This is a genomic window from Proteus vulgaris (assembly GCF_023100685.1).
GTDB lineage: Bacteria > Pseudomonadota > Gammaproteobacteria > Enterobacterales > Enterobacteriaceae > Proteus.
Window position 1 is genome coordinate 564,330 of record NZ_CP090064.1, and the last position, 17,777, is coordinate 582,106.

The 17,777-nt window shown below is 38.2% G+C and carries 20 protein-coding genes; 9 read left to right on the plus strand and 11 right to left on the minus strand.

Features of this window, described 5'->3' with window-relative positions; translation table 11 throughout:
• Nucleotides 1-19 precede the first annotated feature (19 nt).
• From rpoN to LW139_RS02810, 7 genes are read right to left on the minus strand one after another with little or no spacing between them, the layout of a single operon-like run.
• The gene (gene rpoN, locus LW139_RS02780) at nt 20-1,501 is read right to left on the minus strand and encodes an RNA polymerase factor sigma-54 (protein WP_166539202.1); all 1,482 of its coding nucleotides are present in this window, start codon (nt 1,499-1,501) and stop codon (nt 20-22) included.
• 59 nt (nt 1,502-1,560) lie between these two features.
• Nucleotides 1,561-2,286: an LPS export ABC transporter ATP-binding protein gene (lptB, locus tag LW139_RS02785; protein WP_072069775.1), complete on the minus strand. Its 726-nt coding sequence runs from the start codon at nt 2,284-2,286 to the stop codon at nt 1,561-1,563.
• A 6-nt stretch (nt 2,287-2,292) separates the two neighbouring features.
• The gene (gene lptA, locus LW139_RS02790; RefSeq protein ID WP_109409258.1) at nt 2,293-2,826 is read right to left on the minus strand and encodes a lipopolysaccharide ABC transporter substrate-binding protein LptA; all 534 of its coding nucleotides are present in this window, start codon (nt 2,824-2,826) and stop codon (nt 2,293-2,295) included.
• A complete protein-coding gene (gene lptC, locus LW139_RS02795; RefSeq protein WP_166539201.1) occupies nt 2,807-3,385 on the minus strand; it encodes an LPS export ABC transporter periplasmic protein LptC in 579 nt (192 codons plus the stop codon). Before lptC ends, lptA begins: the two co-directional genes overlap by 20 nt.
• Before the next feature lie 16 nt (nt 3,386-3,401).
• Complete coding sequence (gene kdsC / locus LW139_RS02800; RefSeq protein ID WP_109409259.1) at nt 3,402-3,959, minus strand: 3-deoxy-manno-octulosonate-8-phosphatase KdsC; 558 nt, start codon at nt 3,957-3,959, stop codon at nt 3,402-3,404.
• A gap of 27 nt (nt 3,960-3,986) precedes the next feature.
• Nucleotides 3,987-4,961, minus strand: coding sequence for an arabinose-5-phosphate isomerase KdsD (gene kdsD, locus LW139_RS02805; RefSeq protein ID WP_109409260.1), 975 nt, complete (start codon nt 4,959-4,961; stop codon nt 3,987-3,989).
• Between the two features lie 18 nt (nt 4,962-4,979).
• Nucleotides 4,980-5,960 (minus strand): calcium/sodium antiporter, encoded by a 981-nt coding sequence (locus tag LW139_RS02810; RefSeq protein WP_247850597.1) that lies wholly within the window; start codon nt 5,958-5,960, stop codon nt 4,980-4,982.
• A 243-nt stretch (nt 5,961-6,203) separates the two neighbouring features.
• Here LW139_RS02810 and mlaF point away from each other — a divergent pair, with 243 nt between their 5' ends.
• The 7 genes from mlaF (at nt 6,204) to murA (ending at nt 11,053) form a co-directional block, all read left to right on the plus strand.
• Nucleotides 6,204-7,016: a phospholipid ABC transporter ATP-binding protein MlaF gene (gene mlaF, locus LW139_RS02815; protein WP_072069769.1), complete on the plus strand. Its 813-nt coding sequence runs from the start codon at nt 6,204-6,206 to the stop codon at nt 7,014-7,016.
• 3 nt (nt 7,017-7,019) lie between these two features.
• Nucleotides 7,020-7,799: a lipid asymmetry maintenance ABC transporter permease subunit MlaE gene (gene mlaE / locus LW139_RS02820; protein WP_072069768.1), complete on the plus strand. Its 780-nt coding sequence runs from the start codon at nt 7,020-7,022 to the stop codon at nt 7,797-7,799.
• 3 nt (nt 7,800-7,802) lie between these two features.
• Nucleotides 7,803-8,339, plus strand: coding sequence for an outer membrane lipid asymmetry maintenance protein MlaD (gene mlaD, locus LW139_RS02825; protein WP_098941207.1), 537 nt, complete (start codon nt 7,803-7,805; stop codon nt 8,337-8,339).
• An 82-nt stretch (nt 8,340-8,421) separates the two neighbouring features.
• Nucleotides 8,422-9,051: a phospholipid-binding protein MlaC gene (gene mlaC / locus LW139_RS02830; RefSeq protein ID WP_227336387.1), complete on the plus strand. Its 630-nt coding sequence runs from the start codon at nt 8,422-8,424 to the stop codon at nt 9,049-9,051.
• Between the two features lies 1 nt (nt 9,052).
• On the plus strand, nt 9,053-9,346 hold the full coding sequence (gene mlaB, locus LW139_RS02835) for a lipid asymmetry maintenance protein MlaB (protein WP_247850598.1): 294 nt from the start codon (nt 9,053-9,055) through the stop codon (nt 9,344-9,346).
• Nucleotides 9,347-9,487: 141 nt separating this feature from the next.
• On the plus strand, nt 9,488-9,742 hold the full coding sequence (ibaG, locus tag LW139_RS02840) for a BolA family iron metabolism protein IbaG (protein WP_006535338.1): 255 nt from the start codon (nt 9,488-9,490) through the stop codon (nt 9,740-9,742).
• Nucleotides 9,743-9,790: 48 nt separating this feature from the next.
• On the plus strand, nt 9,791-11,053 hold the full coding sequence (murA, locus tag LW139_RS02845) for a UDP-N-acetylglucosamine 1-carboxyvinyltransferase (RefSeq protein ID WP_109409265.1): 1,263 nt from the start codon (nt 9,791-9,793) through the stop codon (nt 11,051-11,053).
• Nucleotides 11,054-11,132: 79 nt separating this feature from the next.
• On the opposite strand, the gene LW139_RS02850 is transcribed toward murA, so the two are convergent.
• Nucleotides 11,133-12,437 carry an SIR2 family protein gene (locus tag LW139_RS02850; RefSeq protein WP_247850599.1) on the minus strand — a complete coding sequence of 435 codons (1,305 nt, stop codon included), beginning with the start codon at nt 12,435-12,437 and terminating at the stop codon, nt 11,133-11,135.
• On the minus strand, nt 12,430-13,341 hold the full coding sequence (locus LW139_RS02855; RefSeq protein ID WP_247850600.1) for a hypothetical protein: 912 nt from the start codon (nt 13,339-13,341) through the stop codon (nt 12,430-12,432). Before LW139_RS02855 ends, LW139_RS02850 begins: the two co-directional genes overlap by 8 nt.
• A 301-nt stretch (nt 13,342-13,642) precedes the next feature.
• Here LW139_RS02855 and LW139_RS02860 point away from each other — a divergent pair, with 301 nt between their 5' ends.
• Both LW139_RS02860 and LW139_RS02865 read left to right on the plus strand, forming a co-directional pair.
• The gene (locus tag LW139_RS02860) at nt 13,643-14,704 is read left to right on the plus strand and encodes a DUF2157 domain-containing protein (protein ID WP_247850601.1); all 1,062 of its coding nucleotides are present in this window, start codon (nt 13,643-13,645) and stop codon (nt 14,702-14,704) included.
• Between the two features lie 37 nt (nt 14,705-14,741).
• Nucleotides 14,742-14,990, plus strand: a complete 249-nt coding sequence (locus LW139_RS02865) for a CPCC family cysteine-rich protein (RefSeq protein ID WP_109409269.1) — start codon at nt 14,742-14,744, stop codon at nt 14,988-14,990.
• Between the two features lie 26 nt (nt 14,991-15,016).
• On the opposite strand, the gene degS is transcribed toward LW139_RS02865, so the two are convergent.
• Together degS and degQ are read right to left on the minus strand one after the other, a co-directional pair.
• On the minus strand, nt 15,017-16,087 hold the full coding sequence (degS, locus tag LW139_RS02870) for an outer membrane-stress sensor serine endopeptidase DegS (RefSeq protein WP_109409270.1): 1,071 nt from the start codon (nt 16,085-16,087) through the stop codon (nt 15,017-15,019).
• A 207-nt stretch (nt 16,088-16,294) separates the two neighbouring features.
• Nucleotides 16,295-17,686 (minus strand): serine endoprotease DegQ, encoded by a 1,392-nt coding sequence (gene degQ / locus LW139_RS02875; protein WP_166539197.1) that lies wholly within the window; start codon nt 17,684-17,686, stop codon nt 16,295-16,297.
• Between the last annotated feature and the right edge of the window lie 91 nt (nt 17,687-17,777).

Here is a 17,777-nt window from a genome sequence, read left to right on the forward strand (position 1 = left end):
TCTTCCTTCTCAATTATGCTCAAACCAACTCTTTGCGTTGATTTGAAGGCGGGATGGATAATGACTCTCTATATTTCGCAACAGTGCGTCGAGCAACTTGGATACCAAGTTCTGCGAGCATATCAGCCAGTTTACTATCACTAAGTGGTTTCGCTGGATTTTCTGCTGCGATTAGTTTCTTCACTAAAGCCCTGATTGCTGTTGAAGAGGCTTCGCCTCCGCTATCAGTATTCACATGGCTAGAGAAAAAATACTTCAATTCGAAAATTCCTCTTGGGCAATGCAAAAATTTTTGCGTTGTCACTCGAGAAATGGTGGATTCGTGCATTTCAACCTGTTCAGCGATATCCGCTAACACGAGGGGTTTCATATGCTCTTCACCCAATTCGAAAAATGCCTGCTGTGTGTCAACAATGCAATGAGCGACTTTTAATAATGTCTCATTACGGCTTTCTAAACTTTTTATCAGCCATTTGGCTTCTTGTAAATTGTCACGAATAAATTTTCCATCGCTCTCATTTTGAGTTGACTGACCCAATGCAGCATAGGTTTCATTTATACGTAGGCGAGGAATGCTATCTGTATTTAACTCAACTTGCCAGCGTTCACCTGATTTTTTTACCAGTATATCTGGGATAACATACTCTGACTCACTTGTATCAATACTTAATCCAGGTTTAGGATCAAGTGATTGAATTATCTCAATAACCGATTTTAATGTCTCTTCACGTAACTTCGTTTGGCGCATCAATTGGCGAAAGTCGCGATTACCCAATAATTCTAAATGTTGGCTAATGACCAACTGTGTTTCTTTAAGATAAGGGGTATCTGTTGAAAAAGCAGAAAGCTGGATCAAAAGACACTCCTTTAAATCACGCGCTGCAACTCCAATAGGATCAAAGCGTTGAATACGTTTTAATACGGCTTCAACTTCATCAAGCTCTATCTCATCATCGCCCATTCCAAGCAGGATGTCATCTGTTGTAACAGTTAAATATCCTGTTTCATCAACTGCATCGATAATACTTATGGCAATGGCTCTGTCTGTTTCTGTAAACGGAGTGAGATCAGCCTGCCATGTCAGATAATCTTGTAATGAAGCTGTTGTTTCACCTTGATACAGTGGGAGTTCGTCATCCATATAGTCATTACTGGTACCAGAAGGTGTGCCCGCGGTGTAGATTTCTTCCCATTGAGTGTCTAATGGGAGATCGTCAGGCATCTCTTTTTGTTCTAAAGCATCCAGTGTGTCAAACTCTTCAACTTCGTTTTCAGTTGTTGTTTCTGTTGTAGAGTCAGATTGATTTTCTGTATGAGAGGCATCATCTGAAATGGGATCTTGTTGATCGTCGTCTTGTTCGAGAAGAGGGTTGGATTCAAGCGCTTGCTGAATTTCTTGTTGTAATTCAAGCGTTGAAAGTTGCAACAAACGAATAGCCTGTTGTAGCTGTGGCGTCATTGCCAATTGCTGACTGAGACGAAGTTGCAGACTTTGTTTCATAATAATGCGATGAGTCCTTGGCTGTTGTCATCCATGACAGAGTAAAAGTGAATCTAAGATTAAAGGCGGAAGCCTTCACCTAAGTAAACACGTTTAACTTGCTCATTTTCAAGAATTTCTTCTGGTGAACCATGAGCGATAAGGTGACCTTGGCTGACAATATAGGCTCGTTCACACACATCTAATGTTTCACGAACATTATGGTCAGTAATCAGTACACCTAATCCATAATCACGTAGATGCTGGATAATTTTTTTAATATCCAATACTGAAATTGGATCAACACCAGCAAAAGGTTCATCTAATAAAATGAATTTAGGGTTTGCAGCTAACGCACGTGCAATTTCAACTCGACGGCGTTCGCCCCCTGATAATGATTGCCCTAAGCTGTTACGCAAATGGCTCACATTGAACTCTTCTAATAGCTCTTCTGCACGATCTTTTCGCTGCTCTGGTGTTAAATCATGGCGAATTTCTAAAATTCCCATAATGTTGTCATAAACGCTTAGCCGTCTAAAAATAGAGGCTTCTTGAGGTAGATAGCCTATTCCTTTACGCGCACGTTCATGTAACGGTAACAGAGTGATGTCTTCATCATCAATAGTAATACTACCTGCATCACGAGCGACAATGCCGACAACCATATAGAATGTTGTTGTTTTACCGGCACCATTAGGGCCAAGTAAGCCTACAATTTCACCTGAATTAACATTCAGGCTAACATCACCGACAACGGTGCGCCCTTTGTATGCTTTTGCTAAATTTTCAGCTTTTAACAGCGCCATAAAGTGTTACTTACCTTTGTTGTTAGCACCAGTACCTTTCTCTTGCAACTGGGAAGGCAGTAAAACAGTGGTAACTTGTTTACCTTTACCGCTAAATGCTTCCATTTGCTGAGTTGGGACGAGATAAGTGATCTTATCACCAGTGATATTACTGTCTAATTGTTCAAGATAGGCTTTACCCGTTAAGGTCATCAATTCTTTATCCATTTCATAGGTCATCTTGTCGCCACGACCTTTGATAGGTTTGCCATCATCTTGTAACTGATAAAAAGTTACGGGATTACCAAATGCTTCAATGACGATTTTTTTAGAGTCACCACCAGGGCGTGTAACAACGACTTTATCAGCACGAATATCGATAGATCCTTGTTTAATTACAACATTTTGTGTAAATGTCGTGACATTTTTCTCTAGATCAAGCGACTGTTTTTCTGAATTGACAACGATAGGTTGTTGCGTGTCATCTTTAAGCGCCATCGCAGGTACACTTATTGCTAATAATGTACCGATAATCAGTGTATTACGGATTTTTTGATTCATTTGGGATCTCATAATAGGTGTTTACCTTTTCAATCAGCTCTGCGTGTTTCTCGCGCAGATTGCCTCGCATTTTTAAGCCGACTGATTTCAGTCCGACGCCGATAATAGTCACTTCATCATCAGAGGAAACATCCTGTGTATCCAAATTCGCGATAGCGTTATCAGTGCTTATTCTCTGTAGTTGAGAGTCATCCGCTAAGCTATCAATTTGAACATCGCCATAAAGATAGAGCATTTTACTGTTGGTTAGCTTGGCTTTATTGGCGCGCACGGTCCATGTTGCATCCCCTGTCGGCGAATAAGTGGTTAAGACAGGGTTAGTAAACCATGTAAACTTTTGCTGAGCATAGTTTTTGACATCATCAGCAACGAGTTTATATCCAAGTATACCTGTTGGCTCGTAAACAAAAGATATCGATGATTTAGATTGATAAGTTGGTTGACCATCATCAACAACTTCACTATCACCGAATTCAGTGTTGTTAGTATAGTTCCAGCCAATTAGCCCAAGGGCGATAATTGCAAGAATTAAGGTAAACCAGGATTTTAATTTATTCATTCTGTGTCGTTATACGTTAAATCGAAAGACCTTTAGCTTCTTCAAGCCGACCTTGAGCTAAAAGGATTAAATCACATAATTCTCGTACTGCACCACGCCCACCCATAATGCGAGTAACGTAGTCCGCCCGAGGTGTGAGTAATGGATGTGCATCGGCAACCGCGACGGAGAGTCCAACTTTTTCCATTACAGGTAAATCTATCAGGTCGTCACCAATATAGGCAGTTTGTTCATGTTTAAGGTTTAGTGTATCTAACAGTTGTTGATACGCCAAAAGCTTATTATGCTGACCTTGGTAAAGATATGTAATGCCAAGCGTTTTAGCACGATCTTCTAACAGCTTAGATTGACGGCCTGTAATGATAGCAACCTCAATGCCTGATGTAAGCAAACAACGAATGCCATACCCATCACGGACATTAAAAGCTTTTAGCTCTTCGCCATTATTGCCCATATAAATGAGTCCGTCCGACATAACACCATCAACGTCACAAATCAGCAATTGGATTTTTTCTGCTTTTTTGATGACTTGCTCGCTTACTGCACCATAACAAGTTTCTATCATTGTATTCATTTTTATCCTTCGAACGTTATGACTAGCTTATACAACACCGGCTTGTAATAGATCATGCATATGTAAAACACCTAACAGGATATCACTATCTTGTTCTGTTACTAACAACGAGGTGATATGTTTTGCTTGCATTAAATTTAGTGCTTCAACGGCTAAACAATCAGGGCGAATACGAATACCTCCTCTTGTCATCACATCAGAGATTTTGGCATTGTTAAGATCAATTCCTAAATCAAATATGCGTCGTAAGTCACCGTCAGTAAAGATACCGTTAATCAACATACTATCATCGCAGATTACCGTCATACCTAATTTTTTACGGGTAATCTCAACAAGTGCTTCGCGTAACGTTGCGTCTTTAGTAACGCGAGGGATATCAGCGTCTTTATTCATTAAGTCACTCACATGAAGGAGTAATTTACGACCTAATGCACCACCAGGATGAGAAAGGGCAAAATCTTCAGCAGTAAAGCCTCGCGCACGTAAAAGTGCGATGGCCAGCGCATCACCCATCACTAATGTTGCTGTTGTACTTGTTGTGGGAGCAAGTCCTAAAGGGCAGGCTTCTTTAGGAACTTTGATACAAAGATGAATATCAGACGCTTTCCCCATTGTACTTTGAGGAGTGCGTGTCATACAAATCAGTGTTATCTGTTTGCGTTTCAGAACCGGAATGAGGGCGAGGATCTCACTGGCTTCACCCGAGTTTGAAATCGCTAGAACAATATCTTTTTCTGTGACCATGCCTAAATCGCCATGACTTGCTTCACCGGGATGAACAAAAAAAGAAGGTGTTCCTGTACTGGCAAATGTTGCAGCAATTTTATGCCCAATATGGCCAGATTTACCCATACCCATCACAATCACTCGACCCTGGCAGTGAAAAATCTTTTCACAGGCAAGCGTAAAATCATCGTTGATATATTGTTCTAGTTCAGCTAACCCATCACGTTCAATATGAAGGACTTTTTTGCCCGCTTGCTGAAAATCAAACTCGGTCATTTTTTTGTACCATTTATTTTAGGTTAAGAGAGAATGTGCAACGCACAACACCGTAATATAAACAATAAAGCAAACTAATAAGAATATCCCTTTTCCTCGATTAAGGCGCCGTTTCCGCCCTAAGGAAAAGATAGAGAACAATAAACTAGCCACACCAAGTACAGCAAAACTAAAATAAAACGTATTGATATTAAATGTACTTGGTGAAAGTAATGCTGGCATTCCTAACACAAATGTCAGGTTAAAAATATTAGCACCTATAATATTTCCTAAAGCTAATTCATTTTCACGTCTTAGCGCTGCAACAATGGTTGTCGCTAATTCAGGTAAGCTTGTTCCAATAGATAGCAAGGTTAAGCCAACAAAAAGGCCACTAAGATGATACTGTTGCATTAGAATAAAGACATTATCTAATATCATTTGAGTCGCAACTGGAATAATCAGTAAGGCAATAACGACCCAAAAAAGAGCAACTGAATTACGAGGATTTGTCTGTAATTCAAAACGGGTTAAGGTTTCTAAAGGTAATACATGGCGCTCTTGTGTAAGTGTTTTATGCATCGTTTTTATCATGAGAAAGATAGATGCAAAACCAATAAAAAAGAGCAAAGTACCTTCTCTCAGCCCTAGGTTTCCACTAGATAAAATAATACCCACCAGCATGATGACGATAATCATCAATGGAAGCTCTTTTTTCAGTACTGCAGATTGTATGTTCATGGGGTAGAGCATCGCCCCAATGCCCGCAATAAGAAGAAGATTGGTAAGTGTAGAACCAATAGCAGTACCAATAGCAATGTCAGGTAAATTATGAACCGAGGCATCGGTAGAAACAAAAAGTTCAGGTAATGATGTGCCAGTGCCTACAATTAAAATACCGATAACGGCGGGGGGAATTTTTAACGATTGCGCAAAAACGCTCGCACCATAGACTAATCGGTCTGATGCATAAACAAGTAGCATCAATCCAAAAATTAAAAGAGACAAAGTAATCAACATGCCATCAGTTTTCCGACAATGAGCAAGTAAAGAAAGAAAAAACCAATAAGACAGGGCTGATAAAAAAACATTTTGTCAAAAGGTTTTGCTAATTCACCATATTTTGACTAGCCAAGCACGAAAAGTAAAATTAACCGTGCAATAAATTGCTAAATAGTGGTGATTTCTTTGTAACATAACGAATGACCTGCCAAAATAGCGTAAAAATTTGTTTATGCAGACAGGCTTGAGGATGTTTTATTCATGAACGCACAATCTGACAATCTAATTGAAGTGCGCAATATGAACTTCACTCGTGGTAGTAGGAAGATCTTTTCTGAGATTAACCTTGTTGTACCTAGAGGAAAAGTGACTGCAATTATGGGCCCTTCTGGGATTGGTAAAACAACTTTATTACGCCTTATGGGAGGACAAATTCTTCCTGATAGCGGCGAAATTTGGTTTGATGGCGATAATATTCCGGCGCTATCACGTTCTGCGTTGTATCACGCAAGAAAGAAAATGAGTATGCTTTTTCAGTCTGGTGCCCTTTTTACCGACATGAATGTATTTGAAAATGTAGCCTTTCCACTAAGAGAGCATACAAATTTACCTGAAGCGCTTATACGTACAACGGTGATGATGAAGCTTGAAGCCGTGGGTTTACGTGGTGCTGCAAGTTTAATGCCTTCTGAGTTATCAGGTGGTATGGCTCGAAGAGCCGCATTAGCCAGAGCCATTGCGCTTGATCCCGAATTAATTATGTTTGATGAACCTTTTGTTGGGCAAGATCCTATCACTATGGGCGTACTTGTTAAGCTGATTGATGAGTTAAATCATGCACTCGGAGTGACGTGTGTTGTGGTTTCTCATGATGTACCTGAAGTGTTGAGCATTGCCGATTACGCTTATATTGTTGCGGAGCAAAAAGTTATTGCTCAAGGTAGTGCAAAAGAATTACAGGACAACCCAGATAGGCAAGTCAGACAGTTTTTAGATGGAATTGCTGATGGCCCGGTACCTTTCCGTTTTCCTGCGGGAGATTATCAGGACGACCTATTAGGACGAGGAAATTAGTACGTGGTAAATTTATTAGCTCGTATTGGCGCTAGAGCGTTAGCGATTTTTGCAACATTCGGTAGAGCTGGCATTATGCTCTTTCGTGCATTAGTCGGTAAACCAGAATTCCGTAAACAGTGGCCTCTTTTAATGAAGCAGCTGTATAACGTTGGCGTTCAATCTTTATTAATCATCATGGTGTCTGGTCTATTTATTGGCATGGTGCTGGGATTACAAGGTTATCTTGTACTGACAACATTTAGTGCTGAAGCCAGTCTTGGCATGATGGTGGCTCTCTCTTTGTTACGAGAATTGGGCCCTGTGGTAACCGCATTATTATTTGCAGGCCGAGCAGGTTCTGCATTAACAGCGGAAATTGGTTTAATGAAAGCCACAGAACAAATTTCTAGTTTAGAAATGATGGCAGTCGATCCTTTACGGCGAGTCGTTGCACCCCGCTTTTGGGCCGGTTTAATTAGCATGCCATTGCTTTCACTTATTTTTGTTGCCATCGGTATTTGGGGTGGTGCCATTGTTGGTGTGGATTGGAAAGGGATCGATGAAGGCTTTTTCTGGGCATCTATGCAAGGTGCCGTTGAATGGCGATTAGATTTAGTGAATTGCTTTATTAAGAGTGTCGTTTTTGCCATTACCGTCACTTGGATAGCGCTCTTTAACGGGTATGACGCAATCCCAACATCAGAAGGGATTAGCAGAGCAACAACACGTACTGTTGTTCATTCATCGTTAGCCGTATTGGGTTTAGATTTTGTGCTAACAGCACTGATGTTTGGGAACTAAGTCATGCAAAGTAAAAAAATTGAAGTTTGGGTTGGTCTATTTGTTCTGATTGCGCTAGCCGCTGTGATTTTCTTATGCCTAAAAGTGGCTGATATTAAAGAAATGGGTAATCAACCAACTTATCGCGTTTATGCCAGCTTCGGTAATATTGGTGGGTTAAAAGAACGTTCCCCAGTTAAGATTGGTGGTGTGGTGATTGGTCGTGTTTCTTCTATCACTTTAAAAGAAGAAGATGAAGGGAACTATCGTCCTGAAGTCGCGCTCGATATTCTGAGTATTTATGACCACATTCCAGAAAGTAGCTCACTGTCTATTCGTACATCTGGTTTATTAGGTGAGCAGTTCCTTGCATTGAATTTAGGTTTTTATGATGAAGCATTAGATTCTACTCTGCTTAAAGACGGAGGACGGATCACTAATACTAATTCAGCAATGGTACTAGAGGATCTCATCGGTCAGTTCCTTTATAAAACAGGAGATGGTGATGGCTCAGCAAAATCTGAATCTGAACCGACTGAAGAACATCCAGCATTACCTTAATCATTAATTCTTATAGGATGTATTTATACATTTAATTAAGTAAAGCATCCTATTATTAAAACTTTTTTAGGAGAGCGAAAGTATGTTTAAACGCTTATTGATGGTCGCACTGTTAGTCATTACACCTTTTGCGATGGCTGTAGATAAAACCAATCCATATATACTGATGGAAGATGCCGCACAAAAAACGTTTACTAAATTAAAAAATGAACAGCCTGAAATTCGTAAAAATCCTGAAGTTTTGCGCCAAATTGTTCAACAAGAATTATTGCCATATGTACAAATTAAATATGCGGGTGCATTAGTATTAGGGCCTCATTATCGTACTGCAACACCAGCTCAACGCGATGCTTATTTTACTGCATTTGAAGCGTACCTTGCTCAAGTATATGGTCAAGCATTAGCGATGTATGAAGGACAAGAATATCGTATTGAGCCAGCAAAACCGTTCGCAGATAAAACAAACCTCACTATTCGCGTTACCATTATTGATAAAAATGGTCGCCCACCTGTTCGCCTTGATTTCCAATGGCGTAAAAACAGCAAAACAGGCGAATGGCAAGCTTATGACATGATTGCGGAAGGTGTCAGCATGATCACCACAAAACAGAATGAGTGGTCAGATATTTTAAATTCTAAAGGTGTTGATGGTTTAACAAAACAGTTAGAAATTAGTGCAAAAACACCAATCACACTGGATGAGAAAAAATAACATGTCGTCCTCGTTAAATTGGGAAAAAAAGGGCGATATCCTCTTTTTTCAAGGAACGTTAGATCGCGAAACGTTATTACCTGCTTGGCAGCAACGTAAAGTATTATTAACCGATATCAATATTATTGATATTTCGGCATTGAGTCATATCGACTCAACAGGATTGGCGCTTTTTGTTCACCTAAAAGCAGAGATGGAAGCACAACATCGCCAATTTATTATTCAAGGCGTAAGTGAGCGTTTTCAGACTCTTATTACTCTCTATGATCTTGATGAAATTATGAATATTGCCTAATACGGGTTTTAACTAAAAGCAATTAAAACGCCCCCTTCGTGATACTTTTATCATTAAGGGGGTTTTTGATGGTTTAAGAGTAGGGCGGATTCCATTAGGATAGACGACTGATTATTATTTTAACGTTGAGATTGAGCAATTATGGATACAAATGAAATCAAACAAGTATTAATGGACAGCCTGTCTTTAGATGAAGTCATCGTTAACGGTGATGGTAGTCATTTTCAAGTTGTCGTTGTTGGCGCTATGTTTGAGGGAATGAGCAGAGTAAAACAACAACAAACCATTTATGCCCCTTTGATGGAATATATCGCAGATAACCGTATTCACGCTTTGTCTATTAAAGCCTACACACCTGAAGAGTGGAAGAGGGATCGTAAACTTAACGGGCTTTGATTCAGTAGGTATACAGCGTACAGCAAAATAAAAAAGAGAGTTCTACAGATGGATAAATTTAGAGTACAAGGACCAACCTGTTTATCAGGTGAGGTCACTATTTCAGGCGCAAAAAACGCTGCATTACCAATCCTGTTCGCTGCGATCCTTGCCGAAGAGCCAGTAGAATTAACCAATGTTCCTAAGTTAAAAGATATTGATACAACGATTAAATTACTTAATCGCTTAGGAACTAATGTTGAACGTAACGGCTCTGTTTTTGTTGATGCTCGTAATATCAACGAATTCTGTGCACCTTACGAGTTAGTTAAAACCATGCGTGCTTCTATTTGGGCATTAGGGCCGTTAGTTGCTCGCTTTGGTCAAGGTCAGGTTTCTTTACCCGGTGGTTGTGCCATTGGCGCTCGTCCTGTTGATCTTCATATTACAGGTTTAGAGCAATTAGGTGCTGAAATCACGCTTGATGAAGGTTATGTAAAAGCTCGTGTTGATGGGCGATTAAAAGGCGCACATATTGTCATGGATAAAGTGAGCGTGGGTGCCACTATCACTATTATGACTGCAGCAGTGTTAGCCGAAGGTAAAACTATCATCGAGAATGCGGCAAGAGAGCCTGAAATTGAAGATACCGCTAATTTTCTTAATACATTAGGTGCCAAAATCAGCGGTGCAGGTACAGACAGTATTACTATTGAAGGTGTAGAACGCCTTGGTGGTGGTACTTATCAAATTCTACCTGATCGTATTGAAACGGGTACTTTCTTAGTTGCGGCTGCTGTTTCTCGTGGCCGCGTTGTTTGTCGTAATGCAAAGCCTGATACGTTAGATGCAGTGTTGGCGAAATTACGTGAAGCGGGTGCAGATATAGAAGTTGGTGAAGATTGGATCAGCCTTGATATGCATGGTAAACGTCCTAAAGCGGTAACCTTGCGTACAGCACCGCATCCTGGGTTCCCGACTGATATGCAAGCACAGTTTAGCCTTTTAAACTTAGTTGCCGAAGGCGCAGGAATGATCACAGAAACTATTTTTGAAAATCGTTTTATGCATATTCCTGAGTTAATTCGCATGGGTGCTCATGCTGAAATCGAAAGTAATACGGTGTTATGTCATGGTGTTGAAAAACTTTCAGGCGCACAAGTGATGGCGACGGATTTACGTGCTTCTGCAAGTTTAGTCCTTGCGGGGTGTATCGCTGAAGGTACAACTATTGTGGATCGTATTTATCATATCGATCGTGGGTATGAAAATATTGAAGCTAAATTACAAGGATTAGGGGCGAAAATAGAACGTTTACGCGCTAATGACTAATTTATTTTAGCTAGCTTTTTTAGCCATTTAAAACCATAGTACATTGTTGTGCTATGGTTTTTTATTGAGTTCAAATTAATTATAAGTTTTTAACTAAATTAACAGCATCGTTATTACTAATATTCTCACGAACATAATTTTTTATCATAACTCTATTTGATACAATAAGAGACGGCCATTTATTTTCCCATGCACGATAAGCATGCCAAGAATATCCTATGGAATAATCTTTAGTCATGTGATCCATTGAATGAGATACTGCTTTAAGATATATATCTTCTAATGGGGTGCTTTTTATTTCAATGATAGTTGCAAGATAGATTAGCCAATTTGCCAAATGAACATATTGTTCCCAAGCACTATTTTCACTCGTTAGTTTTATTTTTTCCTGTATTATTTTCTCTATCATGTTCATGGTTTTTTTATCTGTCACTTTAGCACCAAAGGCAGCTAATGATATTATTATTTCATAAAAACTATTTTCTACTCTTAAGAATTTTTCAGAAAAGCTATGATTTCCATGTGATACTTTTTTTATATTTTTTATTGAGCTTTCAACGGTTTTTTCTACTTCTATTATTTTTGAATTTAAATTTTTAAAAAAATCATGAATATTTAAATCATCAATAACTCTAATACCATAGCAATGAAAATAGTATTCTTTTAAGTAGGATTCTATTTTCTTTCTAGATACTAAAAACATAGAAGAACCAATAACATTTTCCCGTGAGAAATTTTTGTACTCATTAATAATTGCTTTTAGGTTAGTATCTCCAAGAGAATAGCCTAATATAACAATTGTATTTTCATAAATCATAGAGCTTATTTTTTTAGAAAAATAAGAGTTATAGTTTATAAATTTAAAATAATCATCAGAAGTAACAACCATATTACTTGGTGAATCAATAGAACCATGCACGTGATAAATTTTTATTTTTGAAGACGATTTGGGAATTGGTAATCCAGGAGCAAGGGATTGGCAATGATCAATTGAAAGCATATGTTCAATCAATTTATCATAGTTTGTTGTTATTATTCTCAGAGAATTATTTTCCAAGAATTCTTCTATAGGTTCGTTATTTTTAGATAATTTGATATCTTTTATAATTTCTGCAATTTTCTCATGTAAATTTTTATCTCTTTTTTGGTATTCAATATAAATAACTTGAGCCGCCTCCTCTAAGCTTAATGGATTTTTACCATTATTAGGGAATAAAGATTGTTTTATCTTTTCTAAACCACTCAATTCATCACAGACTTTCTCAAGTAATTCTTGCCAACTAGGTACTTTATTTTTTGTTAATGCCTTTGAAAATCCAGTACCTGTAAACAAACATAGTCGATTAGTCACTGTTGAATAGGCTATTTCATATATTTCATTCATTTTTCTTGCCCCATTTTTTGTAATATAGGTAAGTTAAATCATCTAACTTGAAATTAATAAAATCACTACTATTCATTTTTACCGGTGGTAATTCACTGAATATAAATAAGTAGAGGGGTTGTACTGGTTTAGAAAAAGCGATCTTATCTAATTCTTGTCGAGATGTTCTCTTATATTCTGAACTATCGACAAGTCGCTCAGTAATAAAAAATGTTGGCTTACATTTTAAATTACCTGCTCGCATTTCATTATTAAAACGAACAAGGTAATAATTATCTATCCGTTTAATCCATGCCTTACCAAAGTACACTCGTGGCTCATCGATATACTCACTGAGATCTTTTTTATCATTAACATGAATGAAGAAGTCTCTTAAATGAATTCTTCCTTCAGCAGTATTTAGAAAGAAATTTTCTTTATTAATAAAAGCATTAACTAGCCCAGATAAACGCTTTCTTGCATGGCGTGTTTTATTTATATTTTCTTCATCAACATCTTTTCTTTTTAAGCGTTTTTTTATACTATTATCTTCTTCTAAGACAGGTACATCATGAATTTTATTTTTATAAGGAGATGAGAGATCAAGTTCAATAGTATCATCTAAAATAAAAGGGAGTGCTTCAGGATCTTCATGTGTTTTCTTTATTTTACGAAATTCACTTTCTTCACTAATTCCTATTTTGCAGGCATCACTGTGTTCAGAAACAAATTTAAAGTAAGGGATCCTTTTACGTAATCGACTAGGTTTATCAAGATTGGCGCATGTTACTTGGGCGTGACAATCAGGTTCAGTACATTCAAAAAGATGTTTTGATGTTATTCTATTTTCTGAGAATAATTTATCGGCATCTTCTGCTGTGATATCTCTATTTAACTCAAGACTTTTAGCTAATTCTATTTTCATTGAATGCCTCTTTATACTTTATTAAATAATACATATCACAGGATTTCTAAATTTTCTTCTGGTGAGTTTAGATTTGTGCTCTATACGATAATAAATAACTATTTAGGACTATTAACCTATAAGATAGACAAGAGAAATATAATAATCATGTATTATTTCTTTCATTATAATGTGACATGTTTATTATTTTTTAATGATAATAATCAGATAATTCATAAGGCATTTCTTTCGTGGCAAGATACAGTAAGAAAAATAAACCTATTTTAGAAAAAACGCGATGAGCTGAAAGAAAGGAACAAATATGCAGGTAACAAGGAAACAAGAACGCCTTATTCGCCAAGCACTTGATAAATGGCAGCAATCTGGTGAGATTTCAGAACAAGAACATCAGCAATTAGGAAGTACGTTGCAATGCATTCCCTTTGATTGGAAACGGTTGAGTCGTTACGCGTTTTGGATAGCGATTGCGTGCTTGATTATTGCTGTTGGTAGTATCTTTAGTGATAGCGCATTAGTTTATTATTTAATTGAAATTTTTAGTGTTTCTGAAATTATGCGTGTGATATCTCCAGCACTTATTGCCTGCATACTTTATTTTTGGGGATTTAAACGTCAGCGAAAAGAAACACAATGGCATTACAGTACTGAATTTATTCTCTTTTTAGGTGTGATGTTTACCGCTATTTTTCTTTGGCAACTAGGAGAATTGCTGGATACGGGAAGTGGTCATATTGCCCCTCTCTTTTTAATTGGTTGTGTGATTTATGGTGTGATTGGTTTTATCAGTCGTTCCTCGTTGGTGTGGTTATTTTTCTTACTGATGTTAGGGAATTGGTTTGGCGCTGAAACGGGTTATATGTCAGGTTGGGGCGCTTATTGGTTAGGGATGAACTATCCTATTCGTTTCGTTCTCTTTGGTGCAGTATTATTAGCGGGCTGTTATTTCTTACAAAATGTGTTGGCACACCGTCGTTTATTTACCATGACAAAAATAATGGGACTTACTTATCTCTTTATTGCGTTATGGATAATGTCTATTTTTGGTAATTATGATCCTGATACTTGGTATCGTACTTCAAGTGTGAATTTGTTACCTTGGGCACTGTTATTTGGTATTGTTTCCGTTATTTGTATCTATATCAGTCTTAAAACCGATGATGGCATGTTAAGAGGCTTTGGCCTGACATTCCTAGGTATTAATCTTTACACTCGTTTTTTTGAATATTTCTGGGATAGCTTACACAGTGCGATTTTCTTCTTTATTTTAGCGATTTCATTGGTTTTAATTGGACGGAAAGCTGAAAAAATTTGGCATGCTGTTGAACATAATTCACTCGCGAATAAACCGAATAAAAATGAATAAAATTTCGCTTTATTCGTTGTTGTAATAGGAGATTACTTTGATAGAGAAACGCAGTTGTCACCTTCCACTCGAAGTGAGTTGTGTTGCTTGTCATTATCTTGTCTTTAAAGACAAAGATGAGGCCTTTTTTGAGATCTGTCCGGTTTGTGGCTGGCAAAATGATGGTACTAAAGAAGGCGAATATAGCGGTTGTAATCACAGCACGTTAGAAGATTATCGTAATACAGAAAGTTTTCAAGAAAGTTGCTTACAAAGTGCGACATTTTATATGAAATCTCCCTATTAGCGGGTTATAGGGAGATTATGTGTGAGTTACGATTCTGGTTGGTATTCCGAAATAGTCACATCAACATTTAATTCATTACCCTCACGTAATAACGTAACGGGCAATACTGTGCCGGGGCGAGTCTCTGCAATATAGTCCATCATTTCCATGGCAGAAGTTGCAGGAGCATGGTTGATACTAAGAATGATATCACCTGTTTTTATGCCTGCTTTATCTGCTGGACTGTTTGGTGAGATCCGGAAAATACGTAGCCCTTGGATTTGTTTAATATCAGTATTTGACGAGCGAATTCTTGGTAATTCTTTAGCTGTGATACCGATAAAACCACGAATAACACGACCATCACGGATAAGTTTATTCATGATTTTTACAGCCAATTCGGTTGGAATAGCAAAGCCTAAGCCTTCAGCACTTGGGCGATACCCATTGTAGGTTCCTGAGTCAAACGTCATGGTATTAATACCCACAAGTTCGCCCTCTGTATTAATAAGTGCTCCACCTGAGTTGCCTTCATTAATTGAGGCATCTGTTTGTAGAAAATTTTGGTAACGTGTTGGACTTAACCCCACCCGGCCTGTTGCACTAATTATCCCTTGAGTAATGGTTTGCCCAATATTAAATGGGTTACCAATAGCAAGTACAACATCTCCTACATGTGAGATCCGTTTACTATTAATAGGGATCGTCGGAAGTTTCTCTGCATCGATTTTTAAAACGGCTAAATCAGTTAAAGGATCGGAACCAACAAGTAAGCCTTCATAAAGATCACCATTTTGTAATGCAACAATAATCTGATCAGCATTATTAATAACATGTTGATTTGTTAGAATATAACCTCGCCCATCCATAATAACGCCAGCACCTAAAGAGGTCAGTTCGCGACCTTCTTGAGAAAAGCTTCCCATGGTACTGCTATAAACATTGACGACTGCAGGGGCAGCACGACGTACCGCCGTATTGTAGCTAAACGGCGCATTGAGAAAATCACCATTAATAAGGTGTTCAATAAAAATAGGACGAATCGAAGGGACTGCAATCAAAAGAATTGCTGCTGTTAAAAGGCCAATCAGTGTCGATCGCAGTAACTTAGTTAACATAAAAATCCTGTATTTATGTCTGACCGTGAGATTATTTGCGTAGCAGTGATGAGAATAGCATAGTTTAACTTATGAAAGCATCGCTCAGTGCATAATATCCTATTTTAAGCTAATGACTCTTATCAAAAATTAACATAAAAAAAAGCCCTATAATCAATATTACAGGGCTAAGGAAATCAATAAATTAGATAGGTGAAAGCTTACTTCTTAGCGCGGTGTATTACGTAACAGCAGGTAAATTTCATCATTACCACGCTGTATGTTTAATGCAAGAACAGGGGGTTTAGCATCAATGGCTTTACGTAAATCGCCTAATGATGCTATTGGCGTATTATTGATACCAATAATCAGGTCGCCTTTCTGTAAACCAGATGCCGCCGCCGCTGAATCTTTCTCTACAGAATCTACAGCAACAGCTTTGACTTGTTTGTTTAAGTAGTTACTTAATGTGGCGCCTTGTAGTGCAGGAGAGAAGTTATCTGCGCGTGTTGCATCTGCTGATTGTTTCTCTAATGTCACTTTGACATCCATTGGTTTACCTTGACGGATTAAGCCAATCAGAATTTCTTTACCTGGAGGTGTTGTTCCAACCTTAGCTCGTAACTCTGCAAAGCTATTGATACGTTTTCCATCAACAGAAATTAAAACGTCACCCGGTTTAATACCTGCTTTTGCTGCGGATGAATCAGGTAAAACTTCGCTGACAAAAGCACCACGTTGTGCATCAATATTAAAGGATTTCGCCAGATCAGAATTCATTTCTGTGCCACGAATACCTAAAATACCACGTTTAACTTCGCCATGAGAGATCAGTTGTTGGCTAAGATCTCGTGCCATATTACTTGGGATTGCAAAGCCGATACCGATATTGCCGCCTCCTGGTGCTAAAATAGCGGTGTTAATTCCGATTAACTCACCATTTAAGTTAACTAATGCACCACCAGAGTTACCACGGTTGATAGAAGCATCTGTTTGAATAAAGTTCTCTAAACCCTCAAGATTTAAGCCACTACGGCCTAACGCGGAAATAATACCGGATGTTGCGGTTTGACCTAAACCAAATGGATTACCGACAGCAACAGCAAAGTCACCAACGCGCAGTTGGTCTGAGTCCGCCATTTTTATTGCTGTTAAATTTGTTGGTTTTTCAATTTGCAGTAAGGCGATATCTGTTTGTGGATCGCTACCAATTAATTTGGCGCTAAATTCACGACCATCATTAATTTGTAGTTGAATTTTATCTGCACCATCAACAACGTGGTTATTGGTTAATACATAGCCTTTTTGTGCATCAATAATGACGCCTGAGCCTAAGCCTTCAAAAGGGCGAATACTTTGTTGTTGTGATGGAAAGTTAGGACCAAAGAAAAATTTAAACTCTTCAGGCACTTGTTGGCTTTGTACTCGTGTTCCTGAAACATGCACACTGACAACGGCTGGTAGCACTTTTTCTAACATAGGTGCAAGGCTTGGGAGTTGTTCTCCCGACGGCATAACTGCAGGTAATGCAGCCATGCTGGTTGCTGGGATAGTTGAGAGTGAAAGTCCGACACTCATTGCTAATGCACTAAGTAATAATTTTCTTTTTTTAGTCAACATGAATTAGAGTCTCTTGATACAGTTATCAAAATAAAATTTATTGCTCAAAATGAGCACGATGTCATTAAGACCTGTACTAACAAAGGAAAGT

Coding starts and splice junctions, on each gene's coding strand:
- degQ (WP_166539197.1), bottom strand. CDS start 17,686: ATGTTGACTAAAAAAAGAAAATTATTACTTAGTGCATTAGCAATGAGT.
- kdsD (WP_109409260.1), bottom strand. CDS start 4,961: ATGACCGAGTTTGATTTTCAGCAAGCGGGCAAAAAAGTCCTTCATATT.
- mlaB (WP_247850598.1), top strand. CDS start 9,053: ATGTCGTCCTCGTTAAATTGGGAAAAAAAGGGCGATATCCTCTTTTTT.
- lptC (WP_166539201.1), bottom strand. CDS start 3,385: ATGAATAAATTAAAATCCTGGTTTACCTTAATTCTTGCAATTATCGCC.
- degS (WP_109409270.1), bottom strand. CDS start 16,087: ATGTTAACTAAGTTACTGCGATCGACACTGATTGGCCTTTTAACAGCA.
- LW139_RS02855 (WP_247850600.1), bottom strand. CDS start 13,341: ATGAAAATAGAATTAGCTAAAAGTCTTGAGTTAAATAGAGATATCACA.
- LW139_RS02850 (WP_247850599.1), bottom strand. CDS start 12,437: ATGAATGAAATATATGAAATAGCCTATTCAACAGTGACTAATCGACTA.
- lptA (WP_109409258.1), bottom strand. CDS start 2,826: ATGAATCAAAAAATCCGTAATACACTGATTATCGGTACATTATTAGCA.
- rpoN (WP_166539202.1), bottom strand. CDS start 1,501: ATGAAACAAAGTCTGCAACTTCGTCTCAGTCAGCAATTGGCAATGACG.
- lptB (WP_072069775.1), bottom strand. CDS start 2,286: ATGGCGCTGTTAAAAGCTGAAAATTTAGCAAAAGCATACAAAGGGCGC.
- LW139_RS02860 (WP_247850601.1), top strand. CDS start 13,643: ATGCAGGTAACAAGGAAACAAGAACGCCTTATTCGCCAAGCACTTGAT.
- mlaC (WP_227336387.1), top strand. CDS start 8,422: ATGTTTAAACGCTTATTGATGGTCGCACTGTTAGTCATTACACCTTTT.
- murA (WP_109409265.1), top strand. CDS start 9,791: ATGGATAAATTTAGAGTACAAGGACCAACCTGTTTATCAGGTGAGGTC.
- mlaF (WP_072069769.1), top strand. CDS start 6,204: ATGAACGCACAATCTGACAATCTAATTGAAGTGCGCAATATGAACTTC.
- kdsC (WP_109409259.1), bottom strand. CDS start 3,959: ATGAATACAATGATAGAAACTTGTTATGGTGCAGTAAGCGAGCAAGTC.
- LW139_RS02810 (WP_247850597.1), bottom strand. CDS start 5,960: ATGTTGATTACTTTGTCTCTTTTAATTTTTGGATTGATGCTACTTGTT.
- mlaD (WP_098941207.1), top strand. CDS start 7,803: ATGCAAAGTAAAAAAATTGAAGTTTGGGTTGGTCTATTTGTTCTGATT.
- ibaG (WP_006535338.1), top strand. CDS start 9,488: ATGGATACAAATGAAATCAAACAAGTATTAATGGACAGCCTGTCTTTA.